Origin of the sequence: Blastococcus sp. TML/C7B, from assembly GCF_016612845.1 — a bacterium.
Classification (GTDB): domain Bacteria; phylum Actinomycetota; class Actinomycetes; order Mycobacteriales; family Geodermatophilaceae; genus Blastococcus.
On record NZ_JAEOAA010000002.1, the window covers coordinates 1,232,135 to 1,255,701 of the forward strand.

The following is a 23,567-nucleotide window of genomic DNA, read 5'->3' on the forward strand; positions in this document are numbered from 1 at the left end:
GCCTAGGGTCGGCACGCATGACGACGGATGCACCTACCGATCTGCACGCCCTCGCCACCGAGCTGCTGGAGAAGGCGACCTCCGAGCACGCCGGCCGGGCCGGCCGCACCCTGGCGCACCCGGTCGACGGGCTGCGCCAGACGGTCATCGCGCTGCGGGCCGACGCCGAGCTGGCCGAGCACGAGAGCCCCGGACCGGCCACGGTCATGGTGATCCGCGGCCGCGTGCGACTGGTCGCCGGCGACCGGACGGTGGACCTCGGCGCCCACCAGATCGCGCCGGTGCCCGACCGGCGGCACAGCCTGCACGCCGACGAGGACAGCGTCATCCTGCTCAGCGTCGCCGTCCCCGACCGGGCGCCGCAGGCCGACTGACCCCAACCGCGCCCCCGGTCGGGTGGGGGTCAGGCGCGGCGGCGCTGGCGGCTGCGCAGGACGCCGTAACCGACGAGCACCAGCGCCACGAAGAGCAGGCCGGTACCGGTCACGAGGCCGGCGGACAGCCGCTGCTCGCTGCTCTCGGTGCCCAGCGCCGGCGCGTTCTCGGGGGCGAACACCTGGCCCAGCCCGGAGGCAGCCGGCGACGGGACGGCGACCGGGGACGGTGCCGGCACGGGTGCGGCGCCCGGCTGCGCCTCAGCGACTTCGAGGACCTCGGCGACCTCGGCGACGCGGGCCGCGGCCACCGGGGCGCCCGCCGCTGGGGACGTCGACGGCTGCGCCGGGGGCTGGGGGGCTGCGGCGGAGGGCGCCGCCTCAGGTGCAGGTACCCCGGGCTGCGCAGCGGCGGGAAGGGTGATCTCCAGCCGCCACGGCAGCGACGTGTCGCCCCGCCCGGGGTCCATCGTCACCAGCAGTGGCGCCGGCCGGCCTGCGACGGTGAACCACCACTCCCCCGGGCGGAACCAGCCGGCCCAGGCGGTCCGGCCGTCCTCGTCGGTGACTGCCGGGGTGTCCGGGAAGCCGGGCCCGCTGAGCGTGACCTGGGTGCCGGCGACCGGCCCGTCCGCGGAGAGCACCTGGATCTCGGTGCGGGTGCGGTAGGTCGACCGGTTGACGACGGTCCGGCTGGTGGCGCAGCCCGCGGCGCACACCTCGATCGGCGCGATCGCCTCGGCCGGCAGCAGCCCGACGGGGGCGGTGACCTGCCGGACGGCGTAGGTCCCCTCCGGGAGGACGGCCTCGACACCCCCGGTCGACGCGCCCCCGTCCCACGGCACCCCGGCCGGCCCGGCGCCCGCCGGGGTCGCCGCCAGGAGCTGGGGGTCCGTGCCGCCGTCGTCGTCCGGCTCCGCGGGGAGGACCCGCACCGTGCAGGTGCCGGCGGCGTCGGTGAGGCAGAGCGCCGTCGTCGGCTCGTCGCCGGGTCCGGTCAGCTCGAACCGGACGCCGGACAGGCTCCAGGTCTGCGGGCGCCCGCCCCTCGATCTGCAGCGCCAGCGTCACGGACGACGACGGGGCTCCGGCCGCGGCCGACGCGCTCCCGAGTGCCCACGCGAGCACGGCGACCGGCAGCAGGGCGCCGAGAGCGGCACCCCGCCGCCGGAGGCGGGGCTGCGGGGATCTGGCCTGGTGCGTCACGTCGGGTCTCCGGCGGTCTCGTGACGACCGTCGTCACGTGCCGGAACGGACTGTGTCGGAGTCAGAACGCCCTGGTCGGCGACTGGTCCCGGGGCACACGGGACGATCCTGGGCCGAATTCCCACCCGCCCCCGCACCGCTCAGCCGCCCCAGCAGGCGGCCGGCGCCGGACCGGCTCACACCCGGGGGGGGCGGAAAGCCGTCGACCCACCGCCTCCGGGCGGAGGCGGTGGGTCGACGGGCGGTGCCGGTCGGGGTCAGTTCGGGGTGGCCACCGACAGGGCGTCGTACCTGTTGTTCTGGTTGAGCGAGATCCGCGAGCCCTGGACGTTGGTCACGACGTTCACCGAGACGACGGCCGACGGCACCGACGCCGACTGGGTCGGGACGAGGAAGTACTTCGCCTCACCCGGTGCCAGGGAGAACGACACCGAGGCCGCGAAGTGCGCGGTCGCGTTGAACTTCACCTGCAGGGTCGTGTTGCCGGTGTTCCGCGCGTACTGGGCGAGGTGGACCTGCCCGTTGACCAGCTGGGTCTTCACGTTCGTGAGGACGGCCGGCCGCTCGCAGGTGAACGCGTCGTAGGCGAGCTTCCGGGTCTCGGACACCGCCGGGTAGGTGACGCCGCCGAGCGTCTGGCCCGCGCGGTAGGTGCGCACCGAGACGGACCCGGCGCCGACGTAGGCCTTCCCCGAGGTCGACGTGACGGTCACCTGGTCACGCCCCAGGGCGTCCGGCGCCGTCAGCAGTGCCAGCGAGCCCGAGGTGGCGAAGTCGGCGTTCGCGAGGAAGTTCACCGACACGCCCTTGGTGTCCTGGTTCTGCGCCTTCTGCACGAGGACGGCCGTGCCGTCGACGCAGCCCGGCGCGATGCCGATGGCGACCACTGGGACGGCGGCCGGCGCGGGCACGACCTCGGCCACGGGAGCGGTGGGCTCCTCGTCGGGCTCCGGCTCCGCCGGCGTCTCCACGGGGGGCGGCGACGTCTCGCCGGGCAGGGTCAGCTCGGGCTCGACGGCCGGGGGCTCGGTCGGGTCGGGGGTTCCGGACGGGTCGGGGGTCGCAGGCGTCTCGGCCGGATCCCCGTCGACGACGATCGGGGACTCTCCCGGCAGGGTGACCACCGGCGGCGTCACCGCGGGGGTCTCGCCGTTGCCGTTCCCGTTGCTGGTGCCGTTCCCGTTCCCGTTGCCGTTCCCGTTGTTGGTGCCGGGGCCGTTCCCGTTCCCGTTGTTGCTGCCGTTCCCGTTCCCGTTGCCGTTCCCGTTGTTGGTGCCGGGGCCGTTCCCGTTCCCGTTGTTGCTGCCGTTCCCGTTCCCCGTTGCCGTTCCCGTTGTTGGTGCCGGGGCCGTTCCCGTTCCCGTTCCCGTTCCCGCTGTTGGCGCCGGGACCGTTGCCGTTGTTGGCGCCGTTGCCGTTGCCCTGGGTGGAGACCGACCGGCTCGAGGTGACGGCGTCGGCCCCGGCTGCTCCGCCGCCCGCCGGGCTCTCCTGCGCCGTGGGCGCCAGCCCACCCCGCGCGGCGAGCGCGGAGCCGCCGGCCGTGGCACCGAGGACCGCGAGCACCGCGACGAACGCGAGCCAGAACCACCGGCGTCGGACGAGGGAGGCGGCAGGCCCGGTCAGGAGCGAGCGGGGCGGGTGCGTCATGTGCGATGTTCTCCCAGGTCAGCGGATCGTCGCGCGACGCTAGCGCTGCGCGGGACGGGTCCGAGGCGTGCCGTGCCGCGTCCCGGCCCGCCACTCCGACCCGCCCGCTCCTCCGACCCCATCCACCCCACGCACACCGCAGCGGGCCGTCCGCTCGCCGCTGACCAGCGGTTTCGGAATGGGAACGGGCGGATCTCCGACCCGCACCGCGGAACGAGCAGGGACCCGGGTCAGCCCAGCCCGAGGTCGCGGGCGATGAGCATCCGCTGCACCTCGGAGGTGCCCTCGCCGATCTCCAGGATCTTGGCGTCCCGGTAGAAGCGGCCGACCGGGAACTCGTTCATGAACCCGTACCCGCCGTGCACCTGCGTGGCGTAGCGGGCGTTGTCCATCGCGACCTCGGAGCTGTAGAGCTTGGCGATCGACGCCTCGCGCTTGAACGGCTCGCCGCGCAGCATCTTCTCCGCGGCCCGGTAGTAGGCCAGCCGCGCCGTCGAGGCGCGCACCTCCATGTCGGCGATCATGAACTGGATCGCCTGGTTCCTCCCGATCGGCTGCCCGAACGCCTCGCGCTCCCCCGCGTACTTCACCGACTCGTCGACACACCCCTGCGCCAGCCCGACCGAGAGCGCCGAGATCGCGATCCGCCCCTCGTCCAGGATCGAGAGGAACTGCGCGTACCCGCGGCCGCGCTCGCCCACCAGGTTCTCGGCGGGCACGCGGACGTCGTCGAACGAGAGCTCCCGGGTGTCCGAGGCGTTCCAGCCGACCTTGGAGTACCGCTGGCCGACGGCGAACCCCGGCGTCCCCGACGGGACGATGATCGCCGAGATCTCCTTGCCGCCGTCCGGGCGCGTGCCGGTGACGGCGGTGACCGTGACCAGGCCGGTGAGCTCGGTGCCGGCGTTGGTGATGAACGCCTTCGAGCCGTTGACGACCCAGTGGCCGTCCTCGAGCCGGGCGGTCGTCCGGGTCGACCCGGCGTCCGAGCCGCCGCCGGCCTCGGTGAGCCCGAACGCGCCCAGCACCTCCCCGGCGCACAGCCGCGGCAGCCACTCGCGCTTCTGGGCCTCGGTGCCGAACCGGAAGATCGGCATCGCGCCCAGCGAGACGCCGGCCTCCACCGTGATCGCCATCGACGAGTCGACGCGCGCCAGCTCCTCGAGCGCGACGCACAGGTCGAAGTAGGTGCCGCCCGAGCCGCCGTACTCCTCCGGGAAGGGCAGCCCGAACAGCCCGAGCTCACCCATCTGCCGCACGATGTGCGCGGGGAACTCGTCGCGCTCGTAGAACTCGCCGATCTGCGGGGCGATGACCTCGCGGGCGAACTCGCGCACCGTCGTCCGCAGGGCCTCGGTCTCGTCGCTGAGCCGGTAGTCCAGCATCTAGTCCTCCTGCTTGGTGGCTGCCGGGGTCACCAGCGCCACCCGCTCGTCCAGCGCGACCGTCCGGCCCGCCGTCACCCCGAGCTCGGTCACCGTGCCCGCGATCGGGGCGGTGAGCACGTGCTCCATCTTCATGGCCTCCACGACGAGCAACGGGGTCCCCGCCTGCACCTCGTCGCCGACGGCTGCCTGGACGACCGTCACGGTGCCGGGCATCGGCGAGGTCACCACGCCGTCACCCCCGCCGCCCTCGGCGTGCGCCCCCAGCCGCTCGTGTTCGCGCACGCGCGGTCAACCGCCCGCCGGCGGCCAGCCACACCGTGCCCGCGCTGTGCACGACGACCCAGGACGACGTCCGCCCGGCCAGCGTGACCCGCAGCCGGTCACCGTCGCGGGCCGCGCTCGCGGGCACCGCGTCGCCGTCGCCGACCGCGACCTGCGCCTCCCCCGAGCGTCCCCGCAGCCGCACCGTCACCGGCTCGCCGCCGGCGGCCTGCAGCCGGCGCACCGTCCAGGCCGGTTCGCCGAGCCGCCAGCCGTCGGGCACGTCCCACCGGTCGACGACGGCGCCGGTCGGCTCGGCCTCGACCAGCAGCGCCAGCGCGGCCGCGGCGTACACCTCGTCCGGCGTCGGCCCGGCGTCGGTCAGCGCCTCGCCGCGCCGCTCGATGAGGCCGGTGTCCAGCTGCCCGGCGACGACGTCCGGGTCCGCGAGCAGCTGCTGCAGGAACCCGGCGTTGGTCGTCACGCCGAGGACGGCGGTGTGCCCGAGGGCAGCGACCAGCCGGGCGCGGGCGGTCTCGCGGGTCGGCGCCCAGGCGACCACCTTGGCCAGCATCGGGTCGTAGTCGGTGCCGACGACGGTGCCCACCGCCAGCGAGCTGTCCACCCGGATGCCGGGGCCGGCGGCCTCCACCAGCCCGAGCACGGTGCCGGCCTGCGGCAGGAAGCCGCGCGCCGGGTCCTCGGCGTAGAGCCGGGCCTCGATGGCGTGCCCGTCGAGGACGACGTCGTCCTGCGCGATCGGCAGCCGCTCCCCCGCCGCGACCCGCAGCTGCAGCTCGACCAGGTCCAGCCCGGTGACCGCCTCGGTGACCGGGTGCTCGACCTGCAGCCGGGTGTTCATCTCGAGGAAGAAGAAGTCCATGCCTTCTCCCCGCCCAGCCCTGTCGGCGTCGACGATGAACTCGACCGTGCCGGCGCCGGTGTAGCCGACCGCGCGGGCCGCCTCGACCGCCGCCCGGCCCATCGCGTCGCGCATCCCGGCGTCCAGCAGCGGCGAGGGCGCCTCCTCGATGACCTTCTGGTGCCGGCGCTGCAGCGAGCACTCCCGCTCCCCGAGGTGGACGACGGCGCCGTGGGTGTCGCCGAGCACCTGCACCTCGATGTGCCGCGAGTTGCCCACGTACCGCTCGACCAGGAGCGTGTCGTCGCCGAACGAGCCGCGCGCCTCCCGCCGGGCGGCCGCGATGGCGTCGGGGAGCTCGTCGGCCGAGCGCACCACCCGCATGCCCTTGCCGCCGCCCCCGGCACTCGGCTTGAGCAGCGCCGGGAAGCCGACGGCCACCGCGGCCTCGGCCACCTGCGCGTCGGTCATCCCCGGCTCGGTGCGGCCCGGCACGACCGGCACGCCGGCGGCGGAGACCGTCTGCTTGGCGCGGATCTTGTCGGCCATCGCCTCGATGGCGTCGACCGGCGGCCCGACGAAGACCAGGCCGGCCGCGGCGGACGCCCGGGCGAAGTCCACGTTCTCGGACAGGAACCCGTAGCCGGGGTGGACCGCCTGCGCGCCGGTGCGGGCCGCCGCGTCGAGCACCCGCTCGATGGAGAGGTAGCTCTGCGCCGCGGGCGCGGGCCCGATCGGCACGGCGACGTCGGCCAGCCGGGTGTGCAGCGCGCCGGCGTCGGCATCGCTGTGGACGGCGACCGAGCGGATGCCCATCGCGCGCAGCGTCCGGATCACCCGGACGGCGATCTCGCCCCGGTTGGCCACGAGCACGGTCCCGAACACGATCAGCGTCCTCTCGACGGGGCAGAAATGGCCATGTCTGCCCTCACATCCGGAAGACGCCGTAGCCGACCTCCTCGAGGGGCGCGTTGGCGCAGGCGGACAGGGCCAGGCCGAGCACGGTGCGGGTGTCGGCCGGGGCGATGACGCCGTCGTCCCAGAGCCGGGCGGTCGCGTAGTAGGGGTGCCCCTGCTCCTCGTACTGCGCGCGGATCGGCGCTTTGAACGCCTCCTCGTCCTCGGCCGGCCACTCCTCGCCGCGGGCCTCCAGGCCGTCCGCGGCGCACCTGCGCGAGCACAGACGCCGCCTGCTCCCCGCCCATCACCGAGATACGGGCGTTGGGCCAGGTGAACAGGAAGCGGGGCGAGTACGCCCGGCCGCACATCGAGTAGTTGCCGGCGCCGAACGAGCCGCCGATGACGACGGTCAGCTTGGGCACCCGGGCGGTGGCGACGGCGGTGACCATCTTGGCGCCGTGCTTGGCGATGCCCCCGGCCTCGTAGTCGCGGCCGACCATGAACCCGGAGATGTTCTGCAGGAACAGCAGCGGGATCTTCCGCCGGTCGCACAGCTCGATGAAGTGCGCGCCCTTGAGCGCGGACTCGCTGAACAGCACGCCGTTGTTGGCGATGATCCCGACCGGGTGGCCGTGCAGCCGGGCGAAGCCGGTGACCAGGGTCGGGCCGTAGAGCGGCTTGAACTCGGCGAACCGGCTGCCGTCGACCAGCCGGGCGATGACGTCGCGGACGTCGTACGGGGTGCGCGGGTCCGGTGGCACCACCTCGGTGACCGAGGCGGGGTCCAGCAGCGGCTCCTCGACCGGGTCGACGTCCCACGGCCGGGGCTCGCGCGGGCCGAGGGTGCCGACGATCTGACGGACGATCTGCAGGGCGTGCGCGTCGTCGTCGGCCAGGTGGTCGGTGACCCCGCTGACCCGGCTGTGCAGGTCTCCCCCGCCCAGGTCCTCGGCGGTGACCACCTCGCCGGTCGCCGCCTTCACCAGCGGCGGGCCGCCCAGGAAGATCGTGCCCTGGCCGCGGACGATGACGGCCTCGTCGCTCATCGCCGGCACGTACGCGCCGCCGGCGGTGCAGGAGCCGAGGACGGCGGCGATCTGCGCGATGCCCGCCTTGGACAGGTTGGCCTGGTTGAAGAAGATGCGACCGAAGTGCTCGCGGTCCGGGAAGACGTCGTCCTGCATCGGCAGGAACGCCCCGCCGGAGTCGACCAGGTAGATGCACGGCAGCCGGTTGGCCAGCGCCACCTCCTGCGCCCGCAGGTGCTTCTTCACCGTCATCGGGTAGTAGGTGCCGCCCTTGACGGTGGCGTCGTTGGCGACGACGACGCACTCCCGGCCGGCGACCCGACCGATGCCGGTGATGATCCCGGCGGCCGGGGCGTCGCCGTCGTAGAGGCCGTGCGCGGCCAGCGGGGACAGCTCCAGGAACGGGCTCCCCGGGTCGAGGAGGGCGTCCACCCGCTCCCGCGGGAGCAGCTTGCCGCGGGAGACGTGCCGCTCGCGGGCCCGCTCACCCCCGCCGAGCGCCGCGGTGCGCAGCTGCTCGGCCAGGTCCTCGGCCAGCGCGGCGTGCGCCGCGGCGTTGCGGGCCGCGGTCGCGGGGTCGGGCGACGTCGAACGGGTGAGCACCGGCGCGTCCACGAGAGCAGGTTAACCATCGTTCACACCGTGAGCCAGCCCACACGCGTGCGGATCGGCGGCCAACCCGCCGACCGTAGGATCCGGCCGTGACGACCTCGGGGGCGCAGCGCGACACCGCTCTGCACGCCGACGCCGACCGGCCCTCCCGGCGCGAGCAGATCCTGCAGGCGGCGGCCCAGCTGTTCGCCGAGCGCGGCTCCCGGGCGGTGGGCGTGGACGATGTCGGCGCGGCCGTGGGCGTGACCGGCCCGGCGATCTACCGGCACTTCGCCGGCAAGGACGCGATGCTCGCCGAGATGCTGCTGCGGATCAGCGAGCGGCTGCTGGCCGGCGGCACGGAGCGGGTGGCCGCCGCCGGCGAGGACCCGCGCGCGCAGCTGCGGGCGCTGATCGCCTTCCAGGTCGAGTTCGCGCTGGAGAACCCGGCGCTGATCACGGTGCACGACCGCGACCTCGGCTCCCTGGCCGAGGCCGACGCCGCCCAGGTGCGCCGGCTCCAGCGCCGCTACGTCGAGGTGTGGGTCGGGGTGCTCGCCCGGCTGCACCCGACTGCGGACCCCGCCGCCTGCCGCGCCCGCGCGCACGCCGTCTTCGGGCTGATCAACTCCACCCCGCACAGCGCGGGGCAGCTCGACCGCGCCGCGATGGCCGCGCTGCTCACCGGCATGGCCGAGGCCGCCGCGACCGCCTAGCGCCGCCGCGAGATCTGCACACTCGGGGCTTTCCGGCGCGCGAAGACCCCGAGTGTGCAGATCTCGCGGATCAGCCCAGGAAGGGCGGAGTGGTCAGGGACAGGGCGTCGGTGGCGATCTGGTCGACCTCGGCCTCCGTGCCGCCGGCGGCCGGGTCCACCCACGCGCTCTCGACGATGGTGACCGTCGGGCCGGAGACGGCGCTGGCGTACTCGGCCTTCTGCAGCTTCTCCGGGCCACCGGGGTAACGGACGCCCTCGCGGAGCAGGTCGCTCACGTTGCCGCTGCCGCTGGTGTCGGCTCGGCCGCGCAGGTCCCGCGCCGCGGCGGTGTCGGGCATGCGGACCCGCGAGACGGAGACGACGACGTCCCGCCCGCCGACCTGCGCCGAGTACAGCGCACGGGAGAGCCCCGTGCAGTCCGACTGCCTGCAGGAAGGCCGCGATCTCGCCGTAGGCGTGCCCGGCGCAGCTCTCCTCGACCTGGGCCGCCTCCACGGTGAAGGCCACGCCCGCCACCTCCTGGACGCTGCCGACGGCGGGACCGGTCGGGCCGGGCTCCTCCGCGGGCTGCTCCGCCTGGGCGGCGCCACCGGTGCCGCCGTCGTCCCGCCCGGCGAGCGCCAGCCCGACGCCGACCCCGGCCAGCACGAGCAGGACCACGGCCAGGAGCACGAGCAGGGTGCGGCGGGTGCGGCCCGGCGTCCCGGCATCGGCCTGGTCCGGTGCGTCCCAGAACTGCTGCGGCGCCGGCTGCGCGGCCACGGGGGCGGCTGCCTGCGGGGCGACCGGCTGCTGGGCGGGCAGGACGCTGGTGCGGGGCGCCGCGGGCGGCGCGTCGGGCTCGCCGGCGGCGAACAGCCCGCCGATGCCGGCGTCGCCGGGCGGGTCGGCCGGGCCGTCGACGGCCACGGTGTCGCGGGCCACGGTGTCGCGGGACGACGAAGGGCCGTCGATGGCCACCGTGTCGCCACCGGGCGCGGCCGGGCCATCGATGGCGACGGTGTCCTTGGGCGCCGTCGCGGCGGCCGCGGCGTGCGCGGCGGCGACGGAGGCCGCCACCGCCTGGTCGATGGCGGCGCGGGACGGGCCCGCCGCCGGGGAGGGCGCCACCGGCTGCGGCGTGGTGGCCGGCGTGGTTGCCGGCGCGGTCGGGGCGGCGGAGCCGGGCGAGGCCGCCATCGCCGCCGGGGTGAGCAGCTGCGGGCGGCGCAGCACGTAGGGCGAGTAGGGGAAGCCCTCGCCGTTGAGCTCCTCGACCGAGGGCCCGCGCCCCTGCAGGCCGAGCGCCTCGAGCGCGGCGCGGACGTCGGCCGTCGTCCAGAGCCGGGGGTTGTCCACGCCGGTGTACCGGCTCGCGCGGGCGAACCCGAGCAGCAGGGAGCGGGTCTCGAGCAGCGCGACCTGGTCGCCCTCGCCCAGGTCGCCGTCGGCGGGCAGGAGGCCGTCGACGTCGCCGGAGAGCACGGTCAGCCGGGCGATCCGCCCGGGCTCGAGCCCGGCCCGGCGCAACCGCACGGCGGTCTCCATCCCGGCGCGCATCAGCCCGTCCAGCGGCGTCGACCCGCCGCCGGCCAGCTGGAGCACCGCTCCCCCGGTGCCCGCGGGCCCGATCGTCCACGGCCCCTCCGGCGAGGCGTTGACGACACCGGACTGCCGGGCCACCTCGGCCACGCGGATGACCGCGATGCCCTCGGGCACGAAGAGGATCGCGTCGGAGAGCCGGCGCTGGAGCGGCCCGTCGGAGAACGGGATCGCCGCGACGACCGCACCCCGGACGGCGTTGCCGGTGTCCCAGCGCACGAGCTCGGAGAAGAAGGCGCGCTCCCCGTCCGTCTGCGGCGGCAGCGGGGTCAGGGGCAGCACGGTCGTCCTCCGGGCGGTGGGTGGGCGGGGTTGCAGCGCCGGTCGCCGGCGACGGTCGCCGGATCGCGGCCTCCCCGACGCTACGTCACATCACGGGGCGGTCTCGGGGACCGCGCCGGATCCCGCGCGAATCACACGCCCCGCCCGGCGCGACGCGGTCGGCGCCCGGGGGCCCCTGTCGGGGGCGTTGCGTACTGTCGGTCGCCGTGGCTGACAGCGCAGGGCACCTGGTCTGGATCGACTGCGAGATGACCGGGCTGGACCTCGTCAAGGACAAGCTCATCGAGGTCGCGGTGGTCATCACCGACTCCGAGCTCAACGTCCTGGACCCGGGTCTGGACCTCATCATCGGTGCGGACGACGCCGACCTCGACGGCATGAACGACGTCGTGCAGGAGATGCACGCGAAGTCGGGGCTGACCGAGGAGGTGCGCGCCTCCACGCTCACCGTGGCCGAGGCCGAGCAGCAGGTCCTCGCCTACATCAAGCGGTGGGTGCCCGAGCGCCGGACCGCCCCGCTGTGCGGCAACTCGATCGGCACCGACCGCGGCTTCCTCGCCCGCGACATGCCCGAACTGGACGACCACCTGCACTACCGGATGATCGACGTCTCCTCGGTCAAGGAGCTGGCCCGCCGCTGGTTCCCCCGCGTCTACTTCGGCCAGCCGGCGAAGGGCCTGGCGCACCGCGCGCTGGCCGACATCATCGAGTCCATCCGGGAGCTGGCCTACTACCGCCGGACGGTGTTCGTCGCCACCCCCGGCCCGACCAGCAGCGAGGCCAAGAAGGCCGCCGAGCAGGTCGTCGGCGGGTTCGCCGCGCTGCTCGCCGGCGAGCAGGAGCCGGTCGCCGACGAGGCGTGAGGAACGCCGCTCCCCGGGCCTCGTCGGGTCCGCGGAGCGCTCCGGTATCGTTGCGCCGGTTCCCCTCCGCGCTCGCCCGCGGAGGACGGACATGGTGGGTGTAGCTCAGCTGGTAGAGCACCAGGTTGTGATCCTGGGTGTCGCGGGTTCGAGCCCCGTCACTCACCCCACACGGTGGAGGCCCTGGTCAGTTCGCTGACCAGGGCCTCCACCCGTTCCGCCCCCGTGCGCAGCGGCGACGGGGTCGTCGCCCTGGCCGGTCCGTTCGGGTGGGGCAGAGATCCTGGACCTGCTGCCCGGCTGGCGGTCCGCCCAGGAAGCCGGCGGCGGATTCACCGCCGCTCGTCGCACCCGCGCCATTCCTGCCGGTGCAGCCGGCAAGCGCTCACTGGTGGCTGCCCCCCGTGTCTCGACCGGCCCGCCTCCCGGCGGCGCCTGGAATCCGCCTCCTACCCCCTGGAAAAATACCCCAGGGGGGTATAAGTTCGGCGCCGTACGAGGCCACCAGCGCCGCCTCTCCGGGCCGTGAACGGGCACGGCAGCCGGCCGGTGGCGGAGGGCACAGCAGAGGAGAGGGCCATGCCAGATCCGACGAGTCGCCCGGGCGGCCACGCGGGGCAGCCGGATGCGCCCGGCCACGGCCACGACCACCACCACGACCACCACGGGCCGACGCACGGACGAGGTCTGCCGGTCGCCACCGGCGACGGCCGTCCGGAGGTCACCGACCCGCTACGCGCCACCGAGGTCGTCCCCGACGGTCACGCGGGCCATGCCGGCCACGGCGGTGACCACGTGGCCATGTTCCGCCGGCTGTTCTGGCTGATGCTGGCGCTGGCGGTGCCGACGGTGCTGCTCAGCGACATGTTCGCCGACATCGTCGGCTACACGCTGCCCGACATCCCCGGCCTGGAGTGGGTCTCCCCCGTGCTGGGCACGGTCATCTACGTCTGGGGCGGGCGGCCGTTCCTCACCGGTGCGATCGGTGAGATCCGGGCCCGCAAGCCCGGGATGATGCTGCTCATCGGCATGGCCATCACCGTGGCCTTCCTCGCCTCCTGGGGCTCCACCGCCGGCGTGCTCGCCCACGACGTGGACTTCTGGTGGGAGCTCGCGCTGCTGATCGTCATCATGCTGCTGGGCCACTGGCTGGAGATGCGCTCGCTGGCCCAGACCTCCTCGGCACTGGACTCCCTGGCCGCGTTGCTGCCCGACGAGGCGGAGAAGGTCGTCGGCGACGAGGTGGTCACCGTGGCGCCGGCCGAGCTCGCCGTCGGCGATGTGGTCATCGTCCGGCCCGGCGGGCGGGTGCCGGCCGACGGGCAGGTGGTGGACGGGACCGCCGACGTGGACGAGTCGATGATCACCGGCGAGTCCACGCCGGTGCGCCGCGGTGTCGGTGACACCGTCGTCGCCGGCACCGTCGCCACCGACACCGCGATCCGGGTGCGGGTGTCCGCGGTCGGCGAGGACACCGCGCTGGCCGGCATCCAGCGGCTGGTCGCCGACGCGCAGTCCTCCACCACCCGCGCGCAGCTGCTCGCCGACCGGGCCGCCGGCTGGCTGTTCTGGTTCGCGCTCGTCGCCGCGATCATCACCGCCGTCGTCTGGAGCCTGAACGGGACGCCGGAGTCCGCGCTGACCCGAGCGGTCACCGTCCTGGTGATCGCATGCCCGCACGCGCTGGGCCTGGCCATCCCGCTGGTGGTGTCGATCTCCACCGAGCGGGCCGCCCGAGGCGGGGTCCTGGTCAAGGACCGCGGCGCGATGGAGCGGATGCGCACCGTGGACACGGTCCTGTTCGACAAGACCGGAACGCTCACGCGCGGGGAGCCCGCCGTCGACCACATCGCCGGCGTCGACCGGACCGAGGACGAGGTGCTGGCCCTCGCGGCCGCCGCGGAGGCCGACAGCGAGCACCCGCTGGCCCGCGCCATCGTCGCCGCCGCCCGGCAACGCGAGCTGGTCATCCCGCCGGCCACGCAGTTCCGCGCGTCGGCCGCGGTCGGGGTGACCGCCACCGTCGGCGGGCGCACGGTCGCGGTCGGCGGCCCCCACCTGCTGACCGAGCACGACCTGTCCCCGTTGCCCGCCAGCCGGCCGTGGGCCGAGGACGGGGCAACGGTGCTGCACGTGCTCGTCGACGGGCAGCTCGCCGGCGCGCTGGCGCTGGCCGACGAGATCCGGCCGGAGTCCCGGCAGGCGGTCGACGCGCTGCACGCGCTCGGCGTCGACGTCGTCATGATCACCGGGGACGCCGAGCCGGTCGCCCGCGCCGTGGCCGCCGAGCTCGGCATCGACCAGGTGTTCGCCGGCGTCCGACCGGAGGACAAGGCCGGGAAGGTCGCCGAACTGCAGGCCCAGGGTCGCGCTGTCGCCATGGTCGGCGACGGCGTGAACGACGCACCCAGCCTGGCCCGCGCGGACGTGGGTCTGGCGATCGGTGCCGGCACAGACGTCGCGATCGGCTCGGCCGGGGTCATCCTGGCCTCCTCCGACCCGCGCGCGGTGGTGTCGGTGATCCGGCTGTCCCGGGCCAGCTACCGCAAGATGCAGCAGAACCTGTGGGCGGGTGCGGGCTACAACCTGATCGCGGTCCCGCTGGCCGCCGGCGTGCTGGCCCCGGTCGGATTCGTCCTGCCGATGGAGGTCGGGGCGCTGCTGATGAGCCTGTCCACCGTCGTCGTGGCGTCCAACGCCCAACTGCTACGACGGCTGGACCTGAGCCCGGAAGCCAGCGTCGCCGAGATCACAGCGGGGCCGGGCAACCGGCAGGTCAGCGAGGAGCGCCTGGCGCAGCACCGGTCCCGGTCAGCGTGAGCGGGGCAGCCGGCCGAGCAGGTGGAACTCGGGGTTGGGCGGGATCGCGGCGAAGTGCGCCAGCCGGTTCGACAACCCGAAGAAGGCGGTGATCGCTCCCACGTCCCAGACGTCGTCCTCGGTCAGGCCGTGGCCGCGGAGCCGGTCGAGGTCCGCAGCGGTGACCGATGCGGGCTCGACGGCGAGCCGCACGGCGACGTCGAGCACGGCGTGCATCCGCGCCTCCAGCGGCGCCTTCCGCCAGTCGACCGCGACGAGGTCGGCCAGGGTGGGGTCCTTCGTGCGGATCCGGGCGATCGCGCCGTGCGCGACCACGCAGTAGGCGCAGTCGTTGGCCGCGCTGGTGGCGACGACGATCAGCTCACGCTCACCGGTGGACAGACCGGGGGTGTCCTTGTCCATCAGCGCGTCGTTCAGGGCGAAGAAGGCGCGCGCCTCGTCCGGCCGCCAGGCCAGCGCCGCGAATACGTTCGGCAGGAAGCCCGACCGCTCCTCGACGTCGGCGTAGCGCTCCGCCAGGTCCGGGGGCAGACCGGCCGGGTCGGCGAGGGGGAAGCGGCTGGGCGCCCCGCCCGCCGCCGGGTGGGGCTCGGCGTGGTCGTCCGCGCTCCTCATGCAGGGTTCCTCCTCCCCCGCGGCCACCCGCTCCACCCGGAGGGGGCGCCCACCACGTGAGCGTCCCCTCCGGGCGAGGGACGAGCCGTCAGCCGATGCGCAGCGGCAGGGCCCGGGGCCCGCGGATCTGGCCCGCCGACCACCGGACGGCGGCCGGGTCCTCGAGGCTGAACTCCGGGACGCGGTCCAGCCAGACGTCCAGCGCCACCGTCAGCTCCATCCGCGCCAGGTGCGAACCCACGCAGCGGTGGATGCCCAGCCCGAAGGCCGCGTGCCGGTTCACCTCGCGGTCGATGACCACCTCGTCGGCCCGCTCGAAGCGCTCCGGGTCGCGGTTGGCGGCCGGGAACGGCAGCAGGACCCAGTCCTCCTTCTTCATCTGCACGCCGCCGAGCTCGACGTCCTCCTTGACCAGGCGGGCCATGGTCACCGGCGCGTAGGCCCGGAGGAACTCCTCGACCGCCTTCGGCCGCAGCGACCGGTCCTCGACCAGGCGCTTGCGGTCCTCGGGGTTCTTCGCGAGGTGCCACAGCGAGGCGCCGATGGCGCTCCACGTCGTGTCGATGCCGGCGATGAGCAGCAGCGTCATCGTGCCCACCACGTGCTGCGGCTCGAGCTTCTGGCCGTACAGCTCGGCGTTGAGCAGGTAGGTGGTCAGGTCGTCGCGCGGGTTGTCGATGTGGTCGCGGACCTGCTCGAACAGGTAGTTGGAGAGCGCCATGCCCCTCTCCTGGCGCTCCTCGATCGGGTCGTTCGCCCCCTCGAGCACGTTCTCGACGAAGCGGGTGAACTTCTCCGTGTCCTCCTGGGGGAAGCCGAGCATGTCGGCGATGACCCGCATGGGGATGTACATGCCGTACTCGGTCGCCGCGTCGACGACGTCCCGGCCGGCGAAGCCGTCGATCAGCGAGTGGCAGAAGGCCTCGGTCGTCACCGCCTGCTTGGCCACGTTCGCCTTGGTGAACGCCGGCAGCAGCAGCTTGCGCGCGTCGTGGTGGAACGGCGGGTCCGACGAGATCGGCGGGGCGAAGCCCACCGGCGCGATGTCCAGCGGCGGCCGGACGTTGCTGATGATGATCGCCCGCGACGTGAAGTGCTCGGTGTCGTACGCGATCGCCTGCACGTCCTCGTAGCGCGTCGGCAGCCAGGCACCGCCGAACCGCTCGGTGTGCGCCACGGGGCAGCGGCCGCGCAGGTCGTCCCAGATCTGGATCGCGTTCTCCGCGTACTCCTCCTCGAAGTGCGAGAAGTCCGTGGTCCAGTCCTTCACCGGGCCGGTGATGATCTCGTTGACCGTGCCGAGCTGGGACTCGGCGATGCGCTGCTGCCTGGCCTCCTCGGTGAACCTGTCGTCGACGGTCACAGCCGCGCCTCCTCGTGGACGAGCACCGCGGACTCCGGGCAGTTGGCGGCGGCCAGCCGCACGTCGCCCTCCCGGCCGGCGGGCACCTCGCCGTCCGCGGTCAGGGCGGTGAGCGTGGCGTAGCCCTCCTCGTCCTCGCCGAACAGGTCGGGGGCGAGGTCGTAGCAGCGGCCGTGCCCCTGGCACGTCGCGGAATCGATGCTGACTCTCATGCGTGGGTTCCGATCTCTTCTCCGGTGCGGACGGGGTCCAGGCAGCTGACGACGCGGATGAGGATTTCGGTCCACTCCTCGTCGCCGACGTCGTGCAGGTCGGGGCCGATCAGCGTGGTGCCGGCGGCCAGGGCCAGGCAGAAGTGCGCGACCGCCTGGGGCGACAGAGCGGGGTCCAGCTCCCCGCGGGCCTGGCCGTCGCGGACCAGGGAGGCCAGCCAGTCGGCGCGCTCGCGGATGTAGTCGCGCAGCGCCGTCGCCACCTCGCCGTGGTGCCGGGCGGCGATCAGCGCCTCGACGGCGAGGAAGCCGTCGGGGTCCGGTCGCCGGCGCAGCGCCGCGCCGGTCTGGAGGAGCAGGTCGGCCACCGACCGGGTCGGGAACCGGGCCACCAGCTCCTCCAGCGGCCGGCGCCCGTGCGTGCGCAGCGCGCCGATGAGCAGCTCGGCCCGGGAGGCGAAGTAGCAGTACAGCGCGCCGTTGCTCAGCCCCGCCGCCCTGGCGATGTCGGCCACGCGGGTGCCGTCGTAGCCGCGGGCGGCGAAGACGTCAGCGGCAGCGCGCAGCAGGCGCCGCCGGGTGTCCTCCGCGTTCGCCCCCACCGTGCGCCCCATGGCGAAATGACATGTGATTCAGTTCACAATGTCAAGGGCCTGGGGCGCGACGTAGGTGGGCTCAGCGCAGCCGGAGCGGGAGGCTCCGCGGCCCCCGGATCTGCCCGGTCGACCAGCGCACGGCCGCCGGGTCCGCGAGCTCGAAGTCGGGGATGCGGTCCATCCAGACGTCGAGGGCGATCCGCAGCTCCATGCGGGCGAGGTGCGACCCGACGCAGCGGTGGATGCCGAGCCCGAATGCCGCGTGCCGGTTCACCTCGCGGTCGATGAGCACCTCGTCGGCGCGCTCGAAGCGCTCGGGGTCGCGGTTGGCGGCCGGGAAGGGCAGCAGCACCCAGTCCTCGGCCTTCATCTCGACGCCGCCGAACGCGATGTCCTCCTTCACCAGCCGGGCCATGGTGACCGGCGCGTAGGCGCGCAGGAACTCCTCCACGGCCGTCGCCCGCACGGCCGGCTCCTCGACCATCCGGCGCCGGTCCTCCGGGTGCTGGGCGAGGTGCCAGAGCGAGGCCCCGATCGCGCTCCAGGTGGTGTCGATGCCGGCGATGAGCAGCAGCGCCATCGTGCCGGCGACGTGCTGCGGCTCCAGCTTCTGGCCGTACAGCTCGGCGTTGAGCAGGTACGTGGTGAGGTCCTCGCGCGGGTTGTCCAGGTGGTCCTGGATCTGCGCGAGGAGGTAGTCGAAGAGCTGGTCGGGCTGCGCCTCGCGCTCCTCGAGCGGGGTGTTGATGCCCTCGAGGGCGTCCTCGACGAAGTGCTTGAACCGGTCACTGTCCTCGGCCGGGAAGCCGAGCATGTCGGCGATCACGCGGATCGGGATGTGCATGCCGTACTCGGTGGCGGCGTCGACGACGTCCCGCCCCGCGAAGCCGTCGATCAGCGAGTGGCAGAAGGCCTCGGTCGTGACCGCCTGCTTCGCGACGTTCGCCTTGGTGAACGCCGGCAGCAGCAGCTTGCGGGCGTCGTGGTGGAACGGCGGGTCCGAGGAGATGGGCGGCTCACCGCCGACCGGTGCGATGTCCAGCGGCGGGCGGTAGTTGCCGGCGATGATGGCCCGGGAGCTGAAGTGCTCGGTGTCGTAGGCGATCGCCTGGACGTCCTCGTACCGGGTCGGCAGCCAGGCGCCGCCGAACCGCTCGGTGCGCGCGATCGGGCACCGCTCGGGGAGGTCCGCCCAGATCTCGATCGCGCGCTGCGCGTACTCCGGCTCCGTGTGCGAGAAGTCCGTCGCCCAGTCCGACACGGGCCCCGTGACGATCTCGTTCCAGGTACCCAGGTCCTCCCGCTCGGCCTGCTGCTCGCGGAACTCGGCGAACCTGTCGTCGACGGTCATGCCCGGAAATGAAATGTGGTTCAGGTCACGCCGTCAAGGGGGTCAGCCGCGGCTCGGAACGCGACGACCGGTCCCTCGTCGGCACCGCTGCCTACGATGCGCCCGATCGGTGGGCTCCCCGCGCGCCGGCCCGACCCACGAGGAGTGCACGTGGCCAACCACGGCGACTGGCAGTTCGGGATCTACTTCAACGGGCTGGTCGGCCAGAAGCCGTCGCTGCCCATGGAGTACGGCGCCCTCGAGCGCGCCGCGGAGGCCGCCATGACCGAGGAGGTCTGGTCCTACGTCGCCGGGGGTGCGGGCAACGAGCACACCCAGCGCATCAACGTGCACGCCTTCGAGCGGTGGGGGCTCATGCCCCGCATGCTCTCCGGCGCCGCCCAGCGCGAGCTGGGCGTCGAGCTGTTCGGCCAGCAGCTCCCGAGCCCGCTGATGCTCGCCCCGGTCGGCGTGATCGGCATCTGCGAGCCCGAGGGCCACGGCGACCTGACCACGGCCCGTGCCGCCGCGACCACCGGCGTCCCCATGATCGCCTCCACGCTCATGCAGGACCCGATGGAGGACGTCGCCGCAGCGCTCGGGGACACCCCCGGCTGGTTCCAGCTCTACCCGCCGAACGACCGCGAGCTCACCGAGAGCCTGGTCCGGCGGGCCGAGGCCGCCGGCTTCACCGCCATCGTCATCACGCTGGACACGCTCACGCTCGGTTGGCGGCCCCGCGACCTGACGATCGCGAGCTTCCCTCAGCTGACCGGCCTGTGCCTGGCCAACTACACCTCCGACCCGGTGTTCCGCTCCCGGCTGGCCGCGCCGCCGGAGGAGGACCCGCAGGGCGCCGTCGGCCACTGGGCCTCGATCTTCGGCAACCAGAGCCTGAGCTGGGACGACCTGGGCTGGCTGCGGTCGCTCACCACGCTGCCGATCCTGCTCAAGGGGATCTGCTCCCCCGACGACGCCCGCCGCGCGATCGACGCCGGCGTCGACGGCATCTACTGCTCCAACCACGGCGGCCGGCAGGCCAACGGCGGGCTCCCGGCGCTGGACTGCCTGCCCGACGTCGTGGACGCCGCGGGCGATGCGCCGGTCATCTTCGACAGCGGGGTCCGCGGGGGGCCCGACGTCGTCAAGGCCCTGGCCCTGGGCGCCCGGGCGGTCGCGGTGGGGCGGCCCTACGCCTACGGCCTCGCCGTCGGCGGCCAGGAGGGCATCGAGCACGTGCTGCGCTGCCTGCTGGCGGAGATCGACCTGACGATGGCGGTCAACGGCTACCCGTCGATCGCCTCCCTGACCCGCGAGGCGCTGCGGCCCGTCGGCTAGGCCGGGCTCGTCCGCCGGGGGCGACGCCGTCCCCGCTCCCGGGGTGGAGCCTGCGCGGGTGACCCGCGCCGCGCGCCGACCGTCGGCCGCGCACGTCCCGTCGACGACGGACCGGGCGTTCGCGGCCGCCCTGGTCGTGCTGCTGCCGGTGTGGAACGGGGTCCTCGTCGGCCGGGTGCCGTCGGCGGCCTACGTGCCGGTGAACCTCGCCGCGAGCGCCGTCCTGCTGGCGGTGGCGCGGTGGAGCGGCCTGTCGTGGGCGGCGCTCGGGCTGTCCCGGCACCGGGTGGCGGCCGGGCTCCGGTGGGGTGGCGCCGCGTTCGGCCTCGTGGCGGTCGGGCTCGCCGTCGCCGTCGTCGTCCCGGTCCTCCGGCCGCTGCTCGCGGACGCCCGCGCCGCCGGCCGGGACGGCGCAGACCTCAGCCGGTGAGCTCCTCGTCCGCATCCCGCTCGGGACGGTGCTGTGGGAGGAGGTCGCCTTCCGGGGCGTCCTGCTGGCCGCGCTCGTCCGGGTGCTGCCGGTCGGCCGGGCGGTGGCCGTGGCCGCGGTCGTCTTCGGGGCCTGGCACGTCCGGCCCACCCTCAGCGGCCTCGCGGCCAACGACCTGGGCGACTCCGCCTGGCTGCGCGCACTGCTGGTGGTGGGCGTCTGCGCCTTCACCGCGTGCGCGGGGGCCCTGTTCAGCTGGCTCCGGCTGCGCAGCGGCAGCCTGGTGGCCCCGGCCCTCCTACACCTCGCGACGAACACGCTCGGCACCGTCGCGGCCGTCGCCGCCCACCGGCTGGGCTGAGCGGTACCCGGTGCGGCTCATCCCCGGCGGAGGAGCCCGCCCGCCCCTGGGACCGGCACCATCGGCTCCGCTGCGCGACGGGGCGCCGGCAGCACATCCCGGGCCGAGCCGGCCCTGCACCCGGAGGCGACGCATGGCCTGGATTTGGGTCTCCGTGCTCGGCCTGGCGGCCGAGACGGCCGTGATCATCGCCCTGGGCCGGCGGTCGACCGCCGCCTGGGAACCGGCGGACGACCCGGCGGCGGAGCCCTCGGCCGACCTGCGGTCACCCGACGGTCAGAACGCCCACTCCCACCCGTTGGGCTGGTCGGCCGGCTGGTAGACCAGCGTGCCGGTGCGGATCGGCATGTCCAGCACGACCCACCCCTCGTACGCGAGGCCCGGGCCGAACCGGCGGTGCGAGAGCTCGTCCTCCTCGCCGAAGCAGACCTGCCCGTTGCCGATCACGTCGGGCAGCGGCGTGCCGTCGGCGTCGAGGATCGCGAAGTCGTACTCGGAGATCGTGCGCAGCTGGCGCGGGTCGTAGTCCGGCGTCGTCTCCACCCGCATGCGGATGCCCAGGTAGTTGGCCGTCGCGGGGGCCAGCTCGAACCCGCTGTCGCACTCCGGGTTGATGACCATGTCCTCGACGGTGAAAGTCAGCACCGTCGGCGCCTCCGGATCGGCCGTCCGGCGGATCCCACCCGGCTCGCCGACCGCCTTCACGATGTTGCCCCGCTCGTTGAGCTCGGCCCCCGCGTCGATGGGCGCGACCGCCGCCGTCGTCGGGGCGGCACTGCTGCTGGAGGGCGTCACCGTGGCGATGACGCCGACCTCGCCGTCCGCGTGCCCGCAGGCGGTCGCGGCCAGCGCCAGGACGACGGCGGGGACCAGCGCGGCACGGCTGCGCATCAGGGGCTGACCTCGACGAGGTCGAGCACGAACACGAGGGTGGCGCCGCCGGGGATCGGTGCGCGGCCCGCGTCGCCGTAGCCCAGGTCGCTCGGGATGGTGACCACCCGACGCCCGCCGACCTGCATGCCCTCGATGCCCTGCTCGAAGCCGGGGATGACCCGGCCGCCGCCGAGGGGCACCGGGATCGTCTCGTCGGCCGACCGGGACCAGGACGAGTCGAACTCCTCACCGGTCTCGTAGAAGGCGCCGACGTACTTCACCGCCGCCGTGCCGCCGGTCTCGGCGACCGCGCCGGTGCCGACGACGATGTCGCTGATCACCAGGTCGCAGGGCGGGGCGGCATCGGTCCCGGGCACCTCCGGCCGCTCGGCCAGGTCGGCGGAGACGCCCTCGAGCGGCTCCTCGGTCGCCGGGCGCGACTCGCAGGCCTGCTGCGTCGGCTCGGCGGAGCTGCTCGCCGCGGCGTCGGACCCGTCGTCGGAGTCGCCGCAGGCGACCAGGGAGACGGCGGCGGCGACGGCGAGCAGCGCCCGGGAGGCGGTACGGCGGGACATCAGGTCACTCCTGGCGAGCAGCGCTCGGGTCGGGCCCGCGGAGCGAGCCGGTCTCGGTGCGGCCGGTCGCGGCCACCCGCCCATCGTCCCAGAGCGAGCCGCGCCGACCGGTCGCCGACGCGGCGCGACGATCAGCTGACCTGATCGTCGAGCGTCCTCCCTTACGGTGCACGGTGAGGGAGGACGCTCGGGGATCAGGTTCCCTGATCGTCGCGGGGGCGCGGGGCGGTCAGCTGCAGTCGGCGCAGCGGACGTCGGGGACCTCGTCGCCGGCGAGGAAGTCGCGGACCCAGTCCACCAGCGCCGTGCCGTCGACCTCGCTGCCGTAGAGGACGTCGTCGTCGGCGGTGCTGACGTGCTGCCTCCCCGGCCCGACCCAGGTGCTGACGTCGATGCCGCTGGCGGCCACGAACGCGGCGTTGGTGTCGATCAGCTCCAGCAGCGGCGTGCTGCCGAAGCCGATCAGCTCGGTGAAGTCGCGCTGCACGCGGTCCTCGGCGGTGTCGATCGTCGCGAACCGGATGCCGGGGACGTGCCGCCCGGACTGCACGAACAGGCCCGGCAGCGACCAGGCCGACTGCGGCTGGCCGGCGCTCTCGGGCCACTCGGGCAGGTCGTCGAAGATGCCCCACAGCCCGCCGATGGCGCTGGTGATCAGCTCGTCCCCGGGGTAGGCGCCGGACGCGTCGGCGAGCACCGAGATCTCGGCGTCGGGCAGCAGGTCGTGGGCCAGGCCGCCGTACAGCGGCGCGCCCGCCGAGCCGGCGCTGAAGCCCACGACGACCACCTCCTCGGCGTCGGGGAACGCCTCGGCCATGCCCTCCAGGGCGGTCGTGGCGTTGACCCGCCCCTTGTGCTCGACGACGACGCCGTCGCCGTAGTCCTGGATCTTGTCGCCCAGGTGCAGGTCGCCGGTGCAGTACGGCACGAAGACGACGCTGTAGCCGGCCAGCGGGTTGTCCGGGTTGTCCGGGTTCTCCAGGTCCATCAGCCCCTGGGCGATCGGCCCCTCGGAGGTCTGGTCGGCCAGGTTCACCGTGGAGGTGGGGTCGTCGGGCCCGCAGGTGGCGCCGCTGAAGCACGCGCCCCCGCCCTCGAGGACGAACGCGACCTTGCTCGCGTCGCCCTCGTGCACCCAGTAGTGGAACTCGGTGCCGTCGCTGCACTCGCACTCGTCGGGGGTGCCGACCTACTCCCAGGTGACCGGCTGGGCCGGGGCGGGGGTCGCCTCCGCAGCCTGCGCGGAGCCGCCGGCCACGTCGCCCGAGGAGTCCGCCCCGCAGGCGGCGAGGCCGGGGAGAGCGAGCACGGCGACGAGTGGCGGCAACAGCTTGCGGCGGATCACGGGCG

Annotated in this window: 21 protein-coding genes, 1 tRNA gene and 2 pseudogenes; 8 read left to right on the plus strand and 16 right to left on the minus strand. The window is 74.4% G+C overall.

Annotation, left to right across the window (positions count from 1 at the left end; translation table 11 throughout):
* Window positions 1–17 precede the first annotated feature (17 nt).
* Window positions 18–374 carry a hypothetical protein gene (locus JKP76_RS18865; RefSeq protein ID WP_200492283.1) on the plus strand — a complete coding sequence of 119 codons (357 nt, stop codon included), beginning with the start codon at window positions 18–20 and terminating at the stop codon, window positions 372–374.
* A gap of 29 nt (window positions 375–403) precedes the next feature.
* Here JKP76_RS18865 and JKP76_RS18870 read toward each other — a convergent pair whose 3' ends face one another.
* From JKP76_RS18870 to JKP76_RS18890, 6 genes and pseudogenes are all read right to left on the minus strand, one after another.
* Window positions 404–1,309 carry a hypothetical protein gene (locus tag JKP76_RS18870; RefSeq protein WP_200492284.1) on the minus strand — a complete coding sequence of 302 codons (906 nt, stop codon included), beginning with the start codon at window positions 1,307–1,309 and terminating at the stop codon, window positions 404–406.
* Window positions 1,310–1,837: 528 nt separating this feature from the next.
* Window positions 1,838–2,716 carry a hypothetical protein gene (locus tag JKP76_RS18875; protein WP_200492285.1) on the minus strand — a complete coding sequence of 293 codons (879 nt, stop codon included), beginning with the start codon at window positions 2,714–2,716 and terminating at the stop codon, window positions 1,838–1,840.
* Between the two features lie 744 nt (window positions 2,717–3,460).
* Complete coding sequence (locus JKP76_RS18880; protein WP_200492289.1) at window positions 3,461–4,615, minus strand: acyl-CoA dehydrogenase family protein; 1,155 nt, start codon at window positions 4,613–4,615, stop codon at window positions 3,461–3,463.
* Entirely contained in the window at window positions 4,616–4,900 is a 285-nt protein-coding gene (locus tag JKP76_RS21825; RefSeq protein ID WP_309233055.1) for a biotin/lipoyl-containing protein, read from the minus strand.
* Window positions 4,851–6,626, minus strand: a complete 1,776-nt coding sequence (locus JKP76_RS18885; RefSeq protein ID WP_309233056.1) for a biotin carboxylase N-terminal domain-containing protein — start codon at window positions 6,624–6,626, stop codon at window positions 4,851–4,853. The genes JKP76_RS21825 and JKP76_RS18885 overlap by 50 nt, the downstream gene beginning before the upstream one ends.
* Before the next feature lie 43 nt (window positions 6,627–6,669).
* A pseudogene (locus JKP76_RS18890) lies at window positions 6,670–8,284 on the minus strand (carboxyl transferase domain-containing protein).
* An 86-nt stretch (window positions 8,285–8,370) separates the two neighbouring features.
* Between JKP76_RS18890 and JKP76_RS18895 the strand changes: the two are divergent.
* The gene (locus tag JKP76_RS18895; RefSeq protein ID WP_200492291.1) at window positions 8,371–8,976 is read left to right on the plus strand and encodes a TetR family transcriptional regulator; all 606 of its coding nucleotides are present in this window, start codon (window positions 8,371–8,373) and stop codon (window positions 8,974–8,976) included.
* Here the strand turns inward: JKP76_RS18895 and JKP76_RS18900 are convergent.
* On the minus strand, window positions 8,973–10,841 hold the full coding sequence (locus JKP76_RS18900; RefSeq protein ID WP_242472017.1) for a hypothetical protein: 1,869 nt from the start codon (window positions 10,839–10,841) through the stop codon (window positions 8,973–8,975). The two genes, JKP76_RS18895 and JKP76_RS18900, sit on opposite strands and share 4 nt — an antisense overlap.
* 206 nt (window positions 10,842–11,047) lie before the next feature.
* Between JKP76_RS18900 and orn the strand changes: the two genes are divergently transcribed.
* From orn to JKP76_RS18915, 3 genes are all read left to right on the plus strand, one after another.
* Entirely contained in the window at window positions 11,048–11,704 is a 657-nt protein-coding gene (orn, locus tag JKP76_RS18905) for an oligoribonuclease (protein ID WP_200492292.1), read from the plus strand.
* A gap of 94 nt (window positions 11,705–11,798) precedes the next feature.
* Window positions 11,799–11,874: transfer RNA gene (locus tag JKP76_RS18910), tRNA-His, on the plus strand.
* A gap of 409 nt (window positions 11,875–12,283) precedes the next feature.
* Window positions 12,284–14,524, plus strand: coding sequence for a heavy metal translocating P-type ATPase (locus tag JKP76_RS18915; RefSeq protein WP_242472018.1), 2,241 nt, complete (start codon window positions 12,284–12,286; stop codon window positions 14,522–14,524).
* Here the strand turns inward: JKP76_RS18915 and JKP76_RS18920 are convergent.
* The 5 genes from JKP76_RS18920 to JKP76_RS18940 all read right to left on the minus strand — a co-directional run bounded on the left by JKP76_RS18920 (window position 14,516) and on the right by JKP76_RS18940 (window position 18,661).
* Window positions 14,516–15,139, minus strand: a complete 624-nt coding sequence (locus JKP76_RS18920) for a peroxidase-related enzyme (RefSeq protein WP_200492293.1) — start codon at window positions 15,137–15,139, stop codon at window positions 14,516–14,518. The two genes, JKP76_RS18915 and JKP76_RS18920, sit on opposite strands and share 9 nt — an antisense overlap.
* A gap of 88 nt (window positions 15,140–15,227) precedes the next feature.
* Complete coding sequence (locus JKP76_RS23670; protein WP_200492297.1) at window positions 15,228–16,502, minus strand: cytochrome P450; 1,275 nt, start codon at window positions 16,500–16,502, stop codon at window positions 15,228–15,230.
* The gene (locus JKP76_RS18930) at window positions 16,499–16,714 is read right to left on the minus strand and encodes a ferredoxin (protein WP_200492299.1); all 216 of its coding nucleotides are present in this window, start codon (window positions 16,712–16,714) and stop codon (window positions 16,499–16,501) included. The genes JKP76_RS23670 and JKP76_RS18930 overlap by 4 nt, the downstream gene beginning before the upstream one ends.
* A complete protein-coding gene (locus tag JKP76_RS18935; RefSeq protein ID WP_242472019.1) occupies window positions 16,711–17,328 on the minus strand; it encodes a TetR/AcrR family transcriptional regulator in 618 nt (205 codons plus the stop codon). Before JKP76_RS18935 ends, JKP76_RS18930 begins: the two co-directional genes overlap by 4 nt.
* A gap of 61 nt (window positions 17,329–17,389) precedes the next feature.
* Window positions 17,390–18,661 carry a cytochrome P450 gene (locus JKP76_RS18940; RefSeq protein WP_200492301.1) on the minus strand — a complete coding sequence of 424 codons (1,272 nt, stop codon included), beginning with the start codon at window positions 18,659–18,661 and terminating at the stop codon, window positions 17,390–17,392.
* A gap of 150 nt (window positions 18,662–18,811) precedes the next feature.
* Between JKP76_RS18940 and JKP76_RS18945 the strand changes: the two genes are divergently transcribed.
* From JKP76_RS18945 to JKP76_RS18955, 3 genes are read left to right on the plus strand one after another with little or no spacing between them, the layout of a single operon-like run.
* The gene (locus JKP76_RS18945; protein WP_309229519.1) at window positions 18,812–19,978 is read left to right on the plus strand and encodes a lactate 2-monooxygenase; all 1,167 of its coding nucleotides are present in this window, start codon (window positions 18,812–18,814) and stop codon (window positions 19,976–19,978) included.
* Between the two features lie 58 nt (window positions 19,979–20,036).
* Window positions 20,037–20,408, plus strand: coding sequence for a hypothetical protein (locus tag JKP76_RS18950; protein ID WP_200492303.1), 372 nt, complete (start codon window positions 20,037–20,039; stop codon window positions 20,406–20,408).
* 28 nt (window positions 20,409–20,436) lie between these two features.
* Entirely contained in the window at window positions 20,437–20,769 is a 333-nt protein-coding gene (locus tag JKP76_RS18955) for a CPBP family intramembrane glutamic endopeptidase (protein WP_200492304.1), read from the plus strand.
* A 276-nt stretch (window positions 20,770–21,045) separates the two neighbouring features.
* On the opposite strand, the gene JKP76_RS18960 is transcribed toward JKP76_RS18955, so the two are convergent.
* From JKP76_RS18960 to JKP76_RS18975, 4 genes and pseudogenes are all read right to left on the minus strand, one after another.
* Window positions 21,046–21,660 carry a hypothetical protein gene (locus JKP76_RS18960; RefSeq protein ID WP_200492305.1) on the minus strand — a complete coding sequence of 205 codons (615 nt, stop codon included), beginning with the start codon at window positions 21,658–21,660 and terminating at the stop codon, window positions 21,046–21,048.
* Window positions 21,660–22,217, minus strand: a complete 558-nt coding sequence (locus JKP76_RS18965; protein WP_200492306.1) for an FKBP-type peptidyl-prolyl cis-trans isomerase — start codon at window positions 22,215–22,217, stop codon at window positions 21,660–21,662. The genes JKP76_RS18960 and JKP76_RS18965 overlap by 1 nt, the downstream gene beginning before the upstream one ends.
* Window positions 22,218–22,446: 229 nt before the next feature.
* A pseudogene (locus tag JKP76_RS18970) lies at window positions 22,447–23,376 on the minus strand (pectin acetylesterase-family hydrolase); the annotation flags it as partial.
* 30 nt (window positions 23,377–23,406) lie between these two features.
* Window positions 23,407–23,562, minus strand: a complete 156-nt coding sequence (locus tag JKP76_RS18975; protein ID WP_200492308.1) for a hypothetical protein — start codon at window positions 23,560–23,562, stop codon at window positions 23,407–23,409.
* Between the last annotated feature and the right edge of the window lie 5 nt (window positions 23,563–23,567).

Coding starts and splice junctions, on each gene's coding strand:
- JKP76_RS18930 (WP_200492299.1), bottom strand. CDS start 16,714: ATGAGAGTCAGCATCGATTCCGCGACGTGCCAGGGGCACGGCCGCTGC.
- JKP76_RS18960 (WP_200492305.1), bottom strand. CDS start 21,660: ATGCGCAGCCGTGCCGCGCTGGTCCCCGCCGTCGTCCTGGCGCTGGCC.
- JKP76_RS18920 (WP_200492293.1), bottom strand. CDS start 15,139: ATGAGGAGCGCGGACGACCACGCCGAGCCCCACCCGGCGGCGGGCGGG.
- JKP76_RS18935 (WP_242472019.1), bottom strand. CDS start 17,328: ATGGGGCGCACGGTGGGGGCGAACGCGGAGGACACCCGGCGGCGCCTG.
- JKP76_RS18965 (WP_200492306.1), bottom strand. CDS start 22,217: ATGTCCCGCCGTACCGCCTCCCGGGCGCTGCTCGCCGTCGCCGCCGCC.
- JKP76_RS18880 (WP_200492289.1), bottom strand. CDS start 4,615: ATGCTGGACTACCGGCTCAGCGACGAGACCGAGGCCCTGCGGACGACG.
- JKP76_RS18865 (WP_200492283.1), top strand. CDS start 18: ATGACGACGGATGCACCTACCGATCTGCACGCCCTCGCCACCGAGCTG.
- JKP76_RS18915 (WP_242472018.1), top strand. CDS start 12,284: ATGCCAGATCCGACGAGTCGCCCGGGCGGCCACGCGGGGCAGCCGGAT.
- JKP76_RS18940 (WP_200492301.1), bottom strand. CDS start 18,661: ATGACCGTCGACGACAGGTTCGCCGAGTTCCGCGAGCAGCAGGCCGAG.